Source organism: Sphingomonas sp. M1A8_2b (assembly GCF_053345535.1).
Window position 1 is genome coordinate 561,521 of sequence record NZ_JBKFAH010000003.1, and the last position, 15,780, is coordinate 577,300.

12 protein-coding genes are annotated in these 15,780 nt (G+C 64.9%); 9 read left to right on the plus strand and 3 right to left on the minus strand.

Annotation, left to right across the window (positions count from 1 at the left end; genetic code table 11):
* Nucleotides 1-10: 10 nt before the first annotated feature.
* From dnaE to ACLBWL_RS15005, 3 genes are all read left to right on the plus strand, one after another.
* The gene (gene dnaE / locus ACLBWL_RS14995) at nt 11-3,574 is read left to right on the plus strand and encodes a DNA polymerase III subunit alpha (RefSeq protein ID WP_447794346.1); all 3,564 of its coding nucleotides are present in this window, start codon (nt 11-13) and stop codon (nt 3,572-3,574) included.
* An 18-nt stretch (nt 3,575-3,592) separates the two neighbouring features.
* The gene (locus ACLBWL_RS15000) at nt 3,593-5,185 is read left to right on the plus strand and encodes a long-chain fatty acid--CoA ligase (protein ID WP_447794348.1); all 1,593 of its coding nucleotides are present in this window, start codon (nt 3,593-3,595) and stop codon (nt 5,183-5,185) included.
* A 157-nt stretch (nt 5,186-5,342) separates the two neighbouring features.
* The gene (locus ACLBWL_RS15005; RefSeq protein ID WP_447794350.1) at nt 5,343-6,221 is read left to right on the plus strand and encodes an IS1595 family transposase; all 879 of its coding nucleotides are present in this window, start codon (nt 5,343-5,345) and stop codon (nt 6,219-6,221) included.
* A 56-nt stretch (nt 6,222-6,277) separates the two neighbouring features.
* Here ACLBWL_RS15005 and ACLBWL_RS15010 read toward each other — a convergent pair whose 3' ends face one another.
* Nucleotides 6,278-6,724, minus strand: a complete 447-nt coding sequence (locus ACLBWL_RS15010; protein ID WP_447794352.1) for a hypothetical protein — start codon at nt 6,722-6,724, stop codon at nt 6,278-6,280.
* Between the two features lie 415 nt (nt 6,725-7,139).
* On the opposite strand from ACLBWL_RS15010, the gene rutB reads away from it, so the two are divergent.
* From rutB to rutA, 4 genes are all read left to right on the plus strand, one after another.
* Entirely contained in the window at nt 7,140-7,868 is a 729-nt protein-coding gene (gene rutB, locus ACLBWL_RS15015; protein ID WP_447794354.1) for a pyrimidine utilization protein B, read from the plus strand.
* Nucleotides 7,869-7,982: 114 nt separating this feature from the next.
* Nucleotides 7,983-8,366 carry a pyrimidine utilization protein C gene (rutC, locus tag ACLBWL_RS15020; protein ID WP_447794356.1) on the plus strand — a complete coding sequence of 128 codons (384 nt, stop codon included), beginning with the start codon at nt 7,983-7,985 and terminating at the stop codon, nt 8,364-8,366.
* Nucleotides 8,366-9,154: a pyrimidine utilization protein D gene (gene rutD / locus ACLBWL_RS15025; protein WP_447794358.1), complete on the plus strand. Its 789-nt coding sequence runs from the start codon at nt 8,366-8,368 to the stop codon at nt 9,152-9,154. The genes rutC and rutD overlap by 1 nt, the downstream gene beginning before the upstream one ends.
* Nucleotides 9,155-9,164: 10 nt before the next feature.
* Nucleotides 9,165-10,238: a pyrimidine utilization protein A gene (rutA, locus tag ACLBWL_RS15030; RefSeq protein ID WP_447794360.1), complete on the plus strand. Its 1,074-nt coding sequence runs from the start codon at nt 9,165-9,167 to the stop codon at nt 10,236-10,238.
* A gap of 354 nt (nt 10,239-10,592) precedes the next feature.
* Here the strand turns inward: rutA and ACLBWL_RS15035 are convergent, their stop codons facing one another.
* Both ACLBWL_RS15035 and ACLBWL_RS15040 read right to left on the minus strand, forming a co-directional pair.
* Nucleotides 10,593-12,371 (minus strand): cation:proton antiporter domain-containing protein, encoded by a 1,779-nt coding sequence (locus ACLBWL_RS15035; protein ID WP_447794362.1) that lies wholly within the window; start codon nt 12,369-12,371, stop codon nt 10,593-10,595.
* Between the two features lie 214 nt (nt 12,372-12,585).
* Nucleotides 12,586-13,806 (minus strand): NADP-dependent isocitrate dehydrogenase, encoded by a 1,221-nt coding sequence (locus ACLBWL_RS15040; protein WP_447794364.1) that lies wholly within the window; start codon nt 13,804-13,806, stop codon nt 12,586-12,588.
* A 155-nt stretch (nt 13,807-13,961) separates the two neighbouring features.
* On the opposite strand from ACLBWL_RS15040, the gene ACLBWL_RS15045 reads away from it, so the two are divergent.
* Both ACLBWL_RS15045 and ACLBWL_RS15050 read left to right on the plus strand, forming a co-directional pair.
* The gene (locus ACLBWL_RS15045; protein ID WP_447794366.1) at nt 13,962-14,690 is read left to right on the plus strand and encodes a phosphatidylserine decarboxylase; all 729 of its coding nucleotides are present in this window, start codon (nt 13,962-13,964) and stop codon (nt 14,688-14,690) included.
* Nucleotides 14,690-15,532 carry a CDP-alcohol phosphatidyltransferase family protein gene (locus ACLBWL_RS15050; protein WP_447794428.1) on the plus strand — a complete coding sequence of 281 codons (843 nt, stop codon included), beginning with the start codon at nt 14,690-14,692 and terminating at the stop codon, nt 15,530-15,532. Before ACLBWL_RS15045 ends, ACLBWL_RS15050 begins: the two co-directional genes overlap by 1 nt.
* Nucleotides 15,533-15,780 lie beyond the last annotated feature (248 nt).

A 15,780-nucleotide genomic window follows, 5' to 3' on the forward strand; every position in this document is an offset into this window, starting at 1 on the left:
CCTCCGGTCGATGCATTCCGGTTACGTCCCCCTCCGCGTTTTCTCCTGCTACACCATGCTCGACGGCGCCATCGATCCGAAAGCGATCGCCAAGCAGGCACGCGCGCTGGGCTTCCCAGCCGCCGCCCTCACCGATCGCAACGGGCTCTACGCGGCGATGGCCTATTCGGACGCCGCCAAGAAGGACGGCGTCCAGCCGATCATCGGCGTGATGCTCGGCGTCGGCCGCCCCGACATGCCCGACAGCGTCGCGACGCAGTTCGACTGGATCGCGCTCTACGCGCAGAACATGACGGGCTACGACAACCTCTGCGCGCTCGTCTCGATGGCGCATCTCGACCGCCCGATCGAGATGCCCGCGCATGTCGACTTCGCCGCGCTAGAACGCCACACCGACGGCCTGATAGCGCTGACAGCCGGCGGCGAAGGCGGCCTCGCCAGGCTGTTCGCGGAAGGCCAGCCCGACCGCGCCCGCGCCTATCTCGATCGCCTCCAAGGCCTGTTCGGCGACCGCCTCTACATCGAGCTGTCCCGCCGCAACGACGCCACCGAGATGGCGGCTGAGAACGACCTCATCGACATCGCCTACGAGCGCAACCTGCCGCTGGTCGCGACCAACCCGTGCTGCTTCACCGAAAGCGCGTTCGGCGACGCGCACGACGCCATGCTCTGCATCGCGCACTCGACCTATGTCGAAACCGAGGACCGCATCCGCAGCTGCCCCGAGGCCTGGATGAAACCGGCCCAGATGATGCACGAGATGTTCGCCGACCTGCCCGAGGCGATCGCCAACACGCTGGTCGTAGCCCAGCGCTGCGCGGTGATGGCACCGTATCGGAAGCCGATCCTCCCCAGCCTCGCCGGCGATATCGAGGGCGAGGCGAAACTCCTCCGCGACGACGCCGAAGCCGGTCTCGAAGCGCGTCTCGCCCGTATCACCGAACTTCACGGCGAAGGCGAGGACGGCTGGCGCGACGTCTACCGCAAGCGGCTCGCGTTCGAAGTCGACGTGATCGTCCAGATGGGCTTCCCGGGATACTTCCTGATCGTCGCCGACTTCATCAAATGGGCGAAGGACCACGACATCCCCGTCGGCCCGGGCCGTGGTTCGGGCGCCGGCTCGGTCGTAGCCTGGTCGCTGACGATCACGGATTTGGATCCGATCAAGCTCGGCCTGCTGTTCGAGCGCTTCCTCAACCCGGAACGCGTGTCGATGCCCGATTTCGACATCGATTTTTGCGAAACCCGCCGCGTCGAGGTGATCCGCTACGTCCAGGAGAAATACGGCCGCGATCAGGTCGCCCAGATCATCACCTTCGGAAAACTGAAGGCGCGCGCGGTGCTCAAGGACACCGGCCGCGTGCTTCAGATGAGCTACGGCCAGATCGATCGCCTCGCCAAGCTGGTGCCGAACCACCCGACCGACCCCTGGACGCTCGAGCGCGCGCTCAACGGTGTCGGCGAGCTGGCGAAGGAATACGCCAACGACAACGGCGTCCGGAAACTTTTAGATCTGGCGATGAAGCTGGAAGGCCTGCCGCGCCACTCGTCGACGCACGCTGCCGGCGTGGTCATCGGCGACCGGCCCTTGGCCCAGTTGGTGCCCCTCTACCGCGATCCACGGTCCGACATGCCCGTCACGCAGTTCGACATGAAATATGTCGAGGGTGCGGGCCTCGTGAAGTTCGATTTCCTCGGCCTGAAGACGCTGTCGGTGCTGCAGAAGGCGGTGCAACTGCTCGCCAAACGCGGCATCGTCGTCGACCTCGACGCGCTCGAATGGGATGACGCCGGCGTCTACGCGCTCCTGCAAAAGGGCGACACGGTGGGCGTGTTCCAGCTCGAATCGGAGGGCATGCGCCGCACGCTGTCCGCCGTCCGCCCGTCCAATTTCGGCGACATCATCGCGCTCGTGTCGCTCTATCGACCGGGCCCGATGGACAACATCCCGTCGTTCGGCCGCCGCAAGAACGGCACCGAGGCGATCGACTACCCGCATCCGCTGCTCGAACCGATCCTGTCGGAGACCTACGGGATCTTCGTCTACCAGGAGCAGGTCATGCAGGCCGCGCAGGTGCTGGCCGGCTTCTCGCTCGGCGGCGCCGATCTGCTGCGCCGCGCGATGGGCAAGAAGGTGAAGGCCGAGATGGACGCGCAGCGCGCGGGGTTCGTCGAGGGCTGTCTGAGCGTCAACGGCATCAAGAAGGCCGAGGCGAACGCGCTGTTCGACTTGATCGACAAGTTCGCCGGCTACGGCTTCAACAAGAGCCACGCCGCCGCGTATGCGCTGCTCGCGTACCAGACCGCGTGGCTGAAGGCGCACCACCCGCACGAATTCTTCGCCGCCTCGATGTGCTACGACCTGCACCAGACCGACAAGCTCGCGATCTTCACCGACGACATGCGCCGGCTGGGAATCACGGCGCTACCGCCCTGCATCAACGCGAGCCAGGCCGAGTTCGACGTCGAGGTCTTGGCTGATGCTGACGCTCCACCAGCAGAATGTTCACCCGCGAAGGCGGGTGCCCAGTCTAAACCCCCGCCTTCGCGGGGGGACAATCTAGCGGTGCGCTACGCATTGGGCGCCCTGAAGAGCGTCGGCGAAGGCGCGATGGAGAAGCTCATCGTCGAGCGTGTGCAGAACGGCCCGTTCGCCGGCCTCGACGACCTCGCCAAGCGAGTCGACCCGCGCCTCCTCAACAAGCGCCAGCTCGAGACGCTCGCCGCCGCCGGCGCGTTCGACTCGTTCGAGCCCAACCGCGCCGGCATCCACGCCACCGCCGAAACCATCCTAGCGATCGCCGCCCGCACGCACGAGCAGAAGACCAGCGGGCAGGGCGGCCTGTTCGGCGACGCGGAACCCGCCGGCGACGCGATCAAGCTTCCCCCCTCGGTCCGCTGGACGCTCAGCCAGCGCATGGACCAGGAAAAGGAGGCGTTCGGCTTCTATTTCTCCGCGCACCCGGTCGATCGCCACCGCCACATCGCCAACAGCCACGGCGCCCGCGCCTACACCGCGCTGTCGGAGCTCAACATCCCCGACGACGGCAGCCGCGCCGGCGCGACGATGGCGGTACTGGTCGAGGACGCGCGCTACCGCACGTCCGCGCGGGGCAAGCGCTTCATGATGGCGCAATGCTCCGACGCCAGCGGCCAGTTTATGGCGACCTGCTTCGACGAGCAGGTCTCGCGCGATCTCGAAGAAGCGGCCAAGGCCGGCGGCTGCGGCCTCATCACCGTCGAACTCGACCGCAAGCCCGGCGAGGACACACCGCGCGTCAGCATCAAGCGCATCCAGCCCTTCGAAGGCCTCGCCAACCTCGCCCGCTTCCAGGTGGTCGTGACGATCTCCGACATGACCGCGTTCGCCGGCCTCGCCTCACTGCTCGCCGAGCATCGCGGCGCCCGCGGCGAGGTCCGCGTGCGCGCGCCGACGCCCGACGGCGAGGTCTGTATCCTGCTCGGCCGCGACTTCCTGCTCGACGGAGAGCTTGTCGAGCACATCGAGTCGTTGCACGGTGTCGCCAAGGTCGAGATGAAGACCTCGGAAACGAGGCTCGCTCTGGTCGGATAACAGCTTGGGAGAGCGAGAATGCTGGGTGGAATGCAGGATTTCGAGCTTCGTGTTCCCCGCCTGATCGACCACGCGGCACGCGAACACGGCGCGCGGGAACTCGTCAGCTACTGGGCCGACGGCCGCGAGACACGCACCAACTGGGCCGGTATCGCGCGCGACGCCCGCAAACTGGCCCAAGCGCTCGAAAAGCTCGGCGTAGCCCCCGGCGACCGGGTCGCGACGCTGGCGATGAACCACGCGCATCACCTCGTCGCCTGGTACGGCACGATCGGCATGGGCGGCGTGATCCACACGATCAACCCGCGGCTGTTCGACGAACAGCTCGTCTACATCGCCAACCACGCCGAAGACCGCGTGATGCTCTACGACAAGGCGTTCCAGCCGCTCGTCGATCGCCTGCGGAGTCAGTGGGGCAGCATCCGCCACTTCATCTGCTTCGATGACCTGGGACCTGACGGCTTCCAGGCGCTGCTCGACGCCGAGGACGGCGACTATGACTGGGTCGAAGGCCCCGAGCGCGACCCGTGCATGCTCTGCTACACCAGCGGCACCACCGGCAATCCGAAGGGCGTGCTCTACACGCACCGCTCGACGCTGATCCACGCGATGGCCGAGGTCGCGCCGTGGGTGTTCGATCTCTCGCCGAACGCGGTCGTGCTGCCGGTCGTCCCGATGTTCCACGCCGCCGCCTGGGGCCTGCCGTTCGCCTGCGCGCTGTCGGGGGCGAAGGTCGTCTATTCCGCGGTCAACGATCCCGCCGTGCTGTGCCGCCTGATGAACGACGAGAAGGTGACGCACTCCGCCGGCGTACCGACTGTCTGGCTCGCGATGTTCGGCCACATGGACGCCTCGGGCGATGCGCCCCGCCACCTCAAACAGGTAACGATCGGCGGCTCGGCAGCCCCCCGCGCGATGATCGAGCGGATCATGGGCATGGGCGCCACGGTCAAGCACCTCTGGGGCATGACCGAGACCTCCCCGATCGGCACCGCCGGCTTCGCCCCGCCGCACTGGGACGACATGAGTCACGACGAAAAGCTCGATCTCGTCGGCAAGCAGGGCAGCGTCCCCTTCGGCATCGAACTCCGCATCATCGACGACGAGGGCGTGGTCCTCCCCCGCGACGGTTCGATCGCAGGCCGGTTGCAGGTGAGGGGCCCCTGGGTCGTCCAACGCTATTTCGGTGCCGACGAGGACGCGGTCGACAAGGAAGGCTGGTTCGACACCGGCGACGTCGCGATGCTCCACGCAGACGGCACGATGCAGATCACCGATCGCTCGAAGGACGTCATCAAGTCCGGCGGCGAATGGATCAGCTCGGTCGACCTGGAGAACGCCGCGATCGGCTGTCCGGGGGTCGCGGAGGCGGCGGCGATCGGCGTTCGCCACCCCAAATGGGACGAGCGCCCGCTGCTTCTCGTGGTACGCAAACCCGGGAGCGATGTCGGCGAAACCGAGATCCGCGAACACCTGGCCAGGCACGTCGCCAAATGGTGGCTCCCCGACGCGATCGTTTTCGTCGACGACCTGCCGCACACCGCAACGGGCAAGCTCCTGAAGACCGCCCTACGCGAACGCTTCAAGGATTTCGCGCTGGCGACGGCTTAGCCGGAAGCTTCCCACAATTTCCTCCGTCATGCCGGGCTTGTTCCGGCATCCACCGCTCCGCACACTCTCAGCGTCCGAGTTTGCGGAACGGTGGACCCCGGAACCAGTCGGTAATTATCCCCTTGCGACATGTAAGCGCATGTGGCATACAATAGCCATGTCGAACAAAGCGCCCACGCTCCGCCAGTTTCAAGCGCAGTTCCCGACCGAGGAGGCGTGCTTGGATCACCTGTTCCAGGTGCGGTACGGCCACGATTTCGACTGTCCCGGTTGCGCCCGTCCGGCGAAGTTCTCGCGCGTTAAGGCTCGCCGTTCGTATCAGTGCAACTGGTGCGCCCATCAGGTTTACCCGACCGCTGGCACGCCGTTCGATCGCACGCGCACGCCGCTGCGCGATTGGTTCTTCGTGATGTTTCAGTTCTGCACTTCGCGTAACGGCGTTGCGGCCAAGGAAGTCGAGCGTCAACTCGGCGTGACGTACAAGACGGCGTGGCGCATGTGCCATCAGATCCGCGAGTACATGGGTGACGTTGACGGCGACGATTTCCTTGGCGGTGCGGGCGTTACTGTCGAGATTGACGAGACGATCGTTGGCGGCTCGATCAGCGGCAAGGGCAACGGCTACATGGGCAACAAGGCTGTTGTCGTTGGCATGAAAGAGCGCGGCGGTAAGCTGGCCATGCGTGTCGTCGCGAGCCGCACGCGCGGTCCCATGGAAGCGCTCATTCACGCTTCCATCGCCCCCGGCACGACGATCAGCAGCGACGAGTTCGGCTCTTATCGCTTCCTTGGCCAACAGGGCTTCGATCACATCACGGTCAGCCACAAGTCGGGCGCGCATGTCGGCGCACGCGGTGCTACCACGAACGCCATCGAAGGCATGTGGGCGCAGCTTAAGCGCGGGATCAACGGCACGCACATTCATGTCAGCCAGAAGCATCTTCCGAAGTATCTCGCGGAGTTCGAGTATCGTCACAACATGCGTCAGACTCCGCATCTGATGCTTGCTCGGCTGATGGTTTCTTTTTCTCGCTAGGAGCTTTGCCGGAAAGCATCGCCTTAAGGAGTGTGTCGAAGCGGGCATTGGGATCTTTAGTCATTAGCAATCTTTCGAATAATCTTCCCGGTCGCTCCGTTGACGCCAATCTGTTTATTGACAGGCCCCCGCTGCATCGATGCAAAGAGATCGCCAAAATCAATTAGCCATTCGTCAAATACTACAGGAATATGGGGAACAGGTTTCCGTGTAAGTTGGAACTGAGCGAATGATATGGTGTCGTTTACGACATGTGATACCTCGGCGAAACCGATATGCACATCGTTTTGATACACCGCCCCATTCTCTCGCGGCGCGCGATTATACACATTGTTTACGCCCCCGCTTGGGAAGTTTATACTTCCAGGTGAATGGCTGACGCTATGTATTGGCCCAATATGCGTCGACTCTTCCTCCGGTTTGTGCGGCCAAAATATCGCCCAAACCAAAACGACAAGGCAAATGACCGTCAGGCCTATTGGAATTATGGCTGGCGCGCTCACAAGGACTTTCCACGCATCGCTTGCGTCCCCGGGTAAGTTGGCGACGGAAATTGTGAGGGTTGCCCAAGCCCACCCTGCCGAAAGGATTGTGCCAATAAGGCTTGCGGCTCCTGAGCGACTTCTCGACATGCAGGTCTCCCCACCGACTCGCCTAACGCGACCGGCTCCGTTACAAAACCTCCGTTACCGGATTTAGGGTTACATGTCCAAGGGGGATAAGTACCGAACCAGTCCGGGGTGTCGGGGTCTGCTTGGCGGACGGCAACGCACCCTTCCTTGTTCTCCCGCGAAGGCGGGAGCCCAGTCTGGATCCGCGCCTTCGCGGGGAAACATGCTTGTTAGCGTGATCGGACGCGCCGCACCCCCCAATCATTTCGCACTTGCACAATTCCCGCGATGCAGCGAGCTTGTGCGCATGACAGCGGCCCCTCCGATCATCCGTACCGGCGCGAACGAGGCGAACGCCGTCACGCTGCCCGCACGGCCGGAAGCGCTCCGTCTCGACCCCGCCGAAACCGCCGTCGTCGTGATCGACATGCAGAACGCTTACGCCTCCCCCGGCGGCTACGTCGACACGGCCGGCTTCGACATCGCCGGCTCGGCCGCCACCATCGCCCAGATCGCCCAGGTCCTAGACACCGCGCGCGCCGCGGCAATGCCGGTGATCTTCCTCCAGAACGGCTGGGATCCGGACTATGTCGAGGCCGGCGGCCCCGGCTCGCCCAACTGGCACAAGTCCAACGCGCTCAAGACGATGCGCGCCCGCCCCGAACTCCACGGCCAGTTCCTCGCCCGCGGCGGCTGGGACTACGAGATCGTCGACGCGCTAAAACCCCAACCCGGCGACATCCGCGTCCACAAAACCCGCTACAGCGCGTTCTTCAATTCACAGCTCGACAGCATCCTGCGAAGTCGCGGCATCCGCAACATCGTCTTCGTCGGCATCGCCACCAATGTCTGCGTCGAAAGCACGCTGCGCGACGGCTTCCACCTCGAATATTTCGGCGTGATGCTGGAAGACGCGACGCATCACCTCGGCCCGCCCGAGATGCAGGCGGCGACCGTCTACAACGTCGAGAAGTTCTTCGGCTGGGTCAGCACGGTAAGCGATTTCTGCGGCAGCTTCGGGCAGTTGCCGAAGTGACCGGCATCCTTCTGTTCCCTCGCGAACGCGGGGGCCCAGGATCACGAACGATGACGCCTGCGACCCTGGACCCCCGCCTTCGCGGGGGAACGGTGATGACCTGAAAGGATGACGATGCCGTTCGAAGCCATCAACCCACCCCAGTTCCCGACCCCGATCGCGCCCTATTCCGCCGCTGCAAAAGCCGGCAACACGGTCTACGTCTCGGGCGTGCTGGCGCTCGGCGAAGGTGGCATAGTCCTGCATCCAGGCGACGCCGCCGCCCAAACGCGCGCCGTGCTCGACACCATCAAGACCACGCTCGAAGCCGCCGGCGCGACGCTGGAAGACGTCGCCTTCAACCACATCTTCCTGAAGGACCTCGCCGACTACGCGGCCTTCAACGCGGTCTACGCCGAGTATTTCCCCGGCCCCAAACCCGCGCGCTACTGCATCAAGACCGAACTCGTGAAGCCCGAGTGCCTCGTCGAGATCGCCAGCATCGCCCACCTCGCCTGATGGCGCTCGCGGGCGGCATCTACTGGGAGGAACACGGCCAGCCCGACGGTCCCGCGATCCTGTTGTCGAGCGGCCTCGGCGGCTCGGGCCGCTACTGGCAGCCCAACCTCGCCGCCCTCGGCGCCGGCCACCGCGTCATCACCTACGACCACCGCGGCACCGGCCGCTCGGACCGCCACGTCCCCGGCGACCTCACCGTCGAGGCGATGGCCGCCGACGTCGTCGCGCTTATGGACGCGATCGGCCTCCAAAGCTGCACCTTCATCGGCCACGCGCTCGGCGGCCATATCGGCCTCGCGCTCGCCTTGGCTGCACCCGAACGCCTCGACCGCCTCGTCGTCATCAACGGCTGGGCCAAGCTCGACCCGCACACCGCCCGCTGTTTCGACACCCGCCTCGCGCTGCTGAGCGACAGCGGGCCCCGCGCGTATCTCCACGCGCAACCGCTGTTCCTCTACCCGCCGCAATGGATCTCCGATCATCACGACCGGCTCCAGGACGAGGAAGAGGATATGCTCGCGCATTTCCCCGGCGCGGAAATGGTCCAGCGGCGAGTGGCCGCGGTCCGGCGGTTCAACATCGCCGGCCGGCTCGACGAGATCCGCGTGCCGACGCTGCTGGTCGCCGCCGACGACGACATGCTCGTGCCGCCGTCCGCGTCCGAAAAGCTTGCCGCCGGCATCCCCGGCGCGCAGCTTGCCCGGATGGCGGCGGGGGCGCACGCCTGCAACGTGACGCGCCAGGAGCATTTCAACATGTGGCTGCTCGACTGGCTCGACGGCGAATAGGGGGCATAAAATGCAGGTCGGCGTCTTCGTGCCCATCAACAACAATGGCTGGCTGATCAGCGAGAACGCGCCGCAATACAAACCGAGCTTCGATCTCAACAAGGCGATCGCGCAGGCCGCCGAGAAGCACGGCCTCGATTTCCTGCTGTCGATGATCAAGCTGCGCGGTTTCGGCGGCAAGACCGAGTTCTGGGATTATGGCCTGGAGAGCTTCACGCTGATGGCCGGCCTCGCCGCCGTCACCGAGCACATCAAGATCTACGCGACCTGCGCCACGCTGCTGGTCCCGCCCGCTTACGCCGCGCGGATGTGCAACACGATCGATTCGATCAGCCACGGGCGGTTCGGCCTCAACCTCATCACCGGCTGGCAACCGCCCGAATACACGCAGATGGGGATGTGGCCCGGCGACGAGCATTTCCGCAATCGCTACACGATGCTCGACGAATACGCCCACATTCTCCGCGAGCTGTGGGAGGAGGGCACGTCCGATTTCAAGGGCGACTATTACCAGATGACCGACTGCCGCGTCTGGCCCAAGCCGACCGGCGACATGAAGATCATCTGCGCCGGATCGTCCGACGACGGCCTCGCCTTCTCCGCCAAATGGGCGGACTACGCGTTCTGTCTAGGGAAGGGCGTCAACACGCCCACCGCCTTCGCCTTCAACAACGAACGCCTGGCAGTGGCGACCGCGAAGACCGGCCGCGACGTGCAGATCTTCGTCCTGATCATGATCATCGCCGCTGAAACCGACGAAGAGGCGATGGCGAAATGGCAGCATTACAACGCCGGCGTCGACGTCGACGCGATCGCGTGGCTGATGGACCAGGGCGCCAAGGACACGCACAACAAGGACACCAACGTCCGCCAACTCGCCGCCCCCGAAGGCGCGGTGAACATCAACATGGGCACGTTGGTCGGCTCGTACGAAAGCGTCGCGCGCATGCTCGACGAGATGGCCGCGGTCCCGAACACCGGCGGCGTGTTGCTGACCTTCGACGATTTCCTGGAAGGGGTGGAGTCATTCGGTCAGCGAATACAACCACTTATGAAGAGCCGCGCAGGCGTAGGCACAACCTGAAGCAACCGCACGTTGGCCTAATCCTCCCTAACCTTCTTTTCCCCTTGCCCTCTCCCATCGGGAGAGGGAAGGGCCCCGCGGCATCTTCGCCGTGGGAAGGGTGAGGGCAAGAGGAGGGCGCGCGTAGGGCGATCAAAACACTGGCACCACCCCGGCGAAGGCCGGGGCCCAGTTGGGAAACGAAGATAAAGGAGGGCAGCCCTCCGTTACGACCATTTTTCCAACTGGGCCCCGGCCTTCGCCGGGGTGGTGCCGCCCCCGGAGCGCCGCCCCAAACCTTGTTCTCCCGCGAAGGCGGGGGCCCAGACTGGACTCCCGCCTTCGCGGGAGAACAAAGGGCGCTTGAAGCGCGGGTTACGCCGCCCGAGGCGTCCGCTTGGCCTTCCGAATCCGCGGCTCTGCAATCATATCCGCCGCCTTCTTGATCTCCTGCCGCAGCTCGTCCCGCTTCTCATGGATCGACGCGATCACCGGCCCCATCGCCACCCCAAGATCGACCAGCACCGCCTCAGCCAGCTGCAACGAACTCTCCAAAGTCTCCGGCACCGCGTCAGTAACGCCAGCCCGGTACAACTCCGCCGCATGCGCCGTATCTCGCGCCCGCGCCACGATCGGCAGGTCCGGCGCCAAAGCCCGGACCCGCCGCGCCAGCCGCACCGTCAGCACCGGATCGTCCATCGTCAGGATCAACGCCTTGGCGGTATGCAGCTTCAACCGATCGACCAGTTCCGCCCGCGCCACGTCGCCGAACAGGATCGGATAGCCCTGTGCGCGGGCGGCGGCGACCGCGTCGATGTCCGCCTCGACCGCGACATAGCGCTGGCCGTGGACGGCGAGCATGTCCGCCACCATCCGCCCGACCCGCCCGAAGCCGATCACGACCGTGCCAGGCCCGGCGTCGTCGATCTCGACATCGCCGCCATCCGCGCCCGCACGACTCTCCAGATGACGCGATACGCTGCGGCCGAGCTTGGCCAGCAACGGCGTGATCGTCAGCCCGATCGCCGTGACCGTCTGCCAGAACGATGCGGTCGACGGCAGGATGAGTTGCGCCTGCGCGGCTGTGGCGAGCACGATCAGGGTCGTCTCCGACGGGCTCCCCATCAGCAGCCCCGTTTCCGCCGCCACGCCGCGCCGCGAATTGGCAACCCGCAGGAACAGGAACGTCACCACGGCCTTGGTCGCCACCACGCCCGTCACCGCGAGCAGCAGCGACGGCCAGTTCTGCGCGATCAGCCGCAGGTCGAGGCTCATCCCAACGGTGATCAGGAACACGCCGAGCGCGAGTCCCTTGAACGGCGCGGTGATGACCTCGACTTCGCTGTGGTACTCGGTCTCGGCGATCAGCAGCCCCGCCAGCAGCGCGCCGACGATCGGCGACAGCCCGGCCGCGGTGGTCGCGACGCTGGCGACTATCACCACCAGCAGCGACGCGGCGAGGAACAGCTCCGGACTCTTGGTCCGCGCCGCCTGTCCGAACAGGCGGGGCAGGACGACGCGGCCACCGATATACATCGCGACCACGGTCAGCCCGCCGCGCAGCGCGACCCCGGCGATGTTCGACCATCCGTCCGCGCTCGCGGTCGGTGCCAGCGCACCCAGCACGAAGATAATCGGCACGAGCGCCAGATCCTCGAACAGCAGCATCGCAAACGCCCCGCGGCCGACCGCGCCGGTGGTGCCGACGAGCGGCAGGACCAGCGCCGTCGATGACAGCGCAAGCGCGAACCCGAGCCCGATCGCGCCCGCCCATTCCTGGCCGATGAAGTGCAACGCCACGCCGATGATCAGCGCCGAGCCGATCAGTTCGGCCGCGCCGGTGCCGAACACCAGCCGCTTCATCGACCACAAGCGCTTGAACGAGAGTTCCAGCCCGATCGAGAACAGCAGCAGGATGATCCCGAACTCCGCGAAAGGCTCGATCGCCTCCGGGTTCGATATCGTCAGGTAATAGAGCCAGGGCGCGGCGCCGGTCAGGGCGCCCAGACCCGCGGGACCGACCAGCAACCCGACCAGGATGAACCCGATGACGGGGCTAACCCGGAACCGCGCAAACGCGGGAATAACCAGGCCCGCCGCGCCGAGAATGACGAGCGCGTCGCTGAAACCTTGATTGTCGAGCCGTAATGCCATGCCTGCGACCTTAGGGGAGGCATGACGGATTTGTCACCCGTGGTGACGTGCTGCCGCAATCGGCAGCGGAAAGAGGTGTATTTCCCTACGTCATCCTGACGAAAGTCAGGATCCAGAGCCAAAAACGTCAGCGTTTGTAACCCTGGGTCCTGACTTTCGTCAGGATGACGGGAGAGATAAAGCCCCGCTCCTTTATGGGAGCGGGGCGATCAGATCAGGCCCAGTTGGCCATCTCGGCTTCGAGGTTCGACCGCACCTGCTCGAAGAACTGCTCGGTGGTCATCCACGGCTGGTCGGGGCCGATCAGGATCGCGAGATCCTTGGTCATGTGGCCGTCTTCCACCGTCTTCACGCAGACACGCTCGAGCGTCTCGGCGAACTTCGTGACGTCGGGCGTGTCGTCGAACTTGCCGCGATACTTCAGGCCACCGGTCCACGCGAAGATCGACGCGATCGGGTTGGTCGAGGTCGCCTTGCCCTGCTCGTGCATGCGGAAGTGGCGCGTGACGGTGCCGTGCGCCGCCTCGGCCTCGACGGTCTTGCCGTCCGGAGTCAGCAGGATCGAGGTCATCAGGCCGAGCGAACCGAACCCTTGCGCGACCTGATCCGACTGGACGTCGCCGTCATAGTTCTTGCAGGCCCAGACGAACTCGCCGTTCCACTTCAGCGCAGAGGCCACCATGTCGTCGATCAGGCGGTGCTCGTAGACGATGCCCGCTTCCTTGAACTTGTCCTTGAACTCGGCCTCGAACACCTCGGCGAACAGGTCCTTGAAGCGGCCGTCATACGCCTTGAGGATCGTGTTCTTGGTCGACAGGTACACCGGCCACTTCAGGTTGAGGCCGTAGTGCATCGAGGCGCGCGCGAAATCGCGGATCGAATCGTCGAGGTTATACATCGCCATCGCGACGCCCGCCGACGGGAACTGGAACACCTCGCGGTCGATGACCGTGCCGTCGTCGCCTTCGAAGACGAGGCGCAGCTTGCCGGGGCCCGGGACCAGATAGTCGGTCGCGCGGTACTGATCGCCGAACGCATGACGGCCGACGACGATCGGGTGCGTCCAGCCCGGGATCAGGCGCGGGACGTTCTTGATCACGATCGGCTCGCGGAAGATCGTCCCGCCGAGGATGTTGCGGATCGTGCCGTTCGGCGACTTCCACATCTTCTTCAGGCCGAATTCGGTCACGCGCTGCTCGTCGGGCGTGATCGTCGCGCACTTCACCGCGACGCCGTGCTTCTGCGTGGCGAGCGCGCTGTCGATCGTGACCTGGTCGTCGGTCGCGTCGCGATGCTCGACGCCGAGATCGTAATAATCGAGCTCGATATCGAGATACGGCTTGATCAGGCGCTCGCGGATCCATTCCCAGATGATCCGGGTCATCTCGTCGCCGTCGATCTCCACGATCGGATTCTTTACCTTGATCTTCGCCATGTGCGGGTCCTTCGGGGGGAGGGGTTTGGGGAGCGTCTAGGGGAGCGGGCCGCGACGATCAACCGCCCGGCAAAGACGGACCAACCATATGACCCTGTAAGGAAAAGCCGGTTCATCGTTGTATCGCGCGTCCGGCACGGATAGACCCGGCGGTTATGGCATCGCTCGACAAGCCGCCCGTCACGACCTCCACGGTCAAATGGCGATTTCCCGCAGTCCACCCGGAGGGCCACAAATACGTCGCGATCGCGACCGGCATCACGCTGTTGCTGACGATCGTCAGCCACGTGCTGTTCTGGCCGATGGTTGGCGTCGTGATCTGGGTCGCGACGTTCTTCCGTGATCCGATCCGCACGACCCCGCAAGGCGCGGGTCTGATCGTCGCCCCCGCGGACGGGCTGATCACGATGATCCAGCGCGTGCCGATCCCCCGTGAACTCGCCGGCGAGAACGGCCTCGGCGACGCGCCGCTGGTGCGTGTTTCGATCTTCATGTCGGTGTTCGACGTGCACATCAACCGCACGCCGATCGCCGGCACGATCCGCCAAGTCGTCTATATCTCGGGCAAGTTCCTCAACGCCGACCTCGACAAGGCCAGCGACGAGAACGAGCGCCAACATTTCGTGGTCGAGGACCGTCACGGCATGCGGGTCGGCTTCACGCAGATTGCCGGTCTGGTTGCACGCCGTATCCTCGGCTTCGTCAAGGCTGGCGACATGGTCGCGGTCGGCCAGCGCATCGGCCTGATCCGGTTCGGCAGCCGCGTCGATGTGTATCTGCCCGATCATGTCGTACCGCAGGTCTGCCTTGGCCAGCGCAGCATTGCAGGCGAGACCGTGCTCGGCCGTGTCGGCGGCATACCGGTCGGCGGTATCGCGCAGTGATCGACGACGATCAGGGCGACGCTGGCGAGGATTTCGGCACGGGGCGATCGGGTCGTATCCGACGCAAGCCACGCGGATTGCCGCTGCGTGCGGTCGCACCGAATGCGGTGACCGCGCTCGCGCTATGCTCTGGCCTCAGCGGCGTACGGTTCGCGATCGGCGGCCAGTGGGAAAGCGCGGTCGCGATGATCATGGTCGCGGGCGTGCTCGACGGGCTCGACGGCCGGATCGCGCGAATGTTGCATGGCGAGAGCCGATTCGGCGCGGAGCTCGATTCGCTCTCCGATGCGATCTCGTTCGGCGTCGCGCCAGCGTTGATCGTGTATCTCTGGTCGCTGACCGCTCTGCCGCGCGTCGGCTGGATCTGCTCGCTGATCTTCGCGGTGTTCTGCGCGCTGCGTCTTGCGCGCTTCAACGCCAAGATCGACGAAAGCCACCAACCCCACAAATCGGCCGGCTTCCTGACCGGCGTTCCCGCTCCCGCAGGCGCTGGTTTGGCGCTGATGCCGATGTTCTTCTGGTTCTGGACCGACGAGCCGAAATTCGCGTCGCCCTATTTCGTGGCGCCTTGGGTCGCGTTCATCGCGCTGCTGATGGTGTCGAGCATCGCCACCTATTCGTGGAGCTCGGTCAAGCTGCGGAGCAACATCCGGTTCGAGGCCATAGCACTCGTCGTGTTGCTGGGCGCCGCGATCGTGAGCGCACCCTGGCATACACTCAGCATTATCTGCGTGCTGTATCTGCTCTCGATGCCGTTCAGCATCGCGAGCTACGCCAAGATCAGGCGGCAGCGTTCCAACGGCGGGCGGGCACTGGAGCCGACGTCGAAGCCCAGCGCCTGACGGCGATCCGGCGCTCCGCCACCGCCAGCGTGCGGAGCGGCTGGAATGCGGGTTCGACGTTACCCATGGCAAGCCGTACGATGCGGTCCCATTGCGGCGCGATCGACGAAACGATCATCATACCAGCGACTGCGAACGCACCAGCAAAAACCATGAAGCTCAGAACCAACATCACGTCCGCCTTCCTGTAAGCTGCGAACAAATTATGAATGTCCACAAACACTTGGTCAGAAACATCGTTCCGTTCG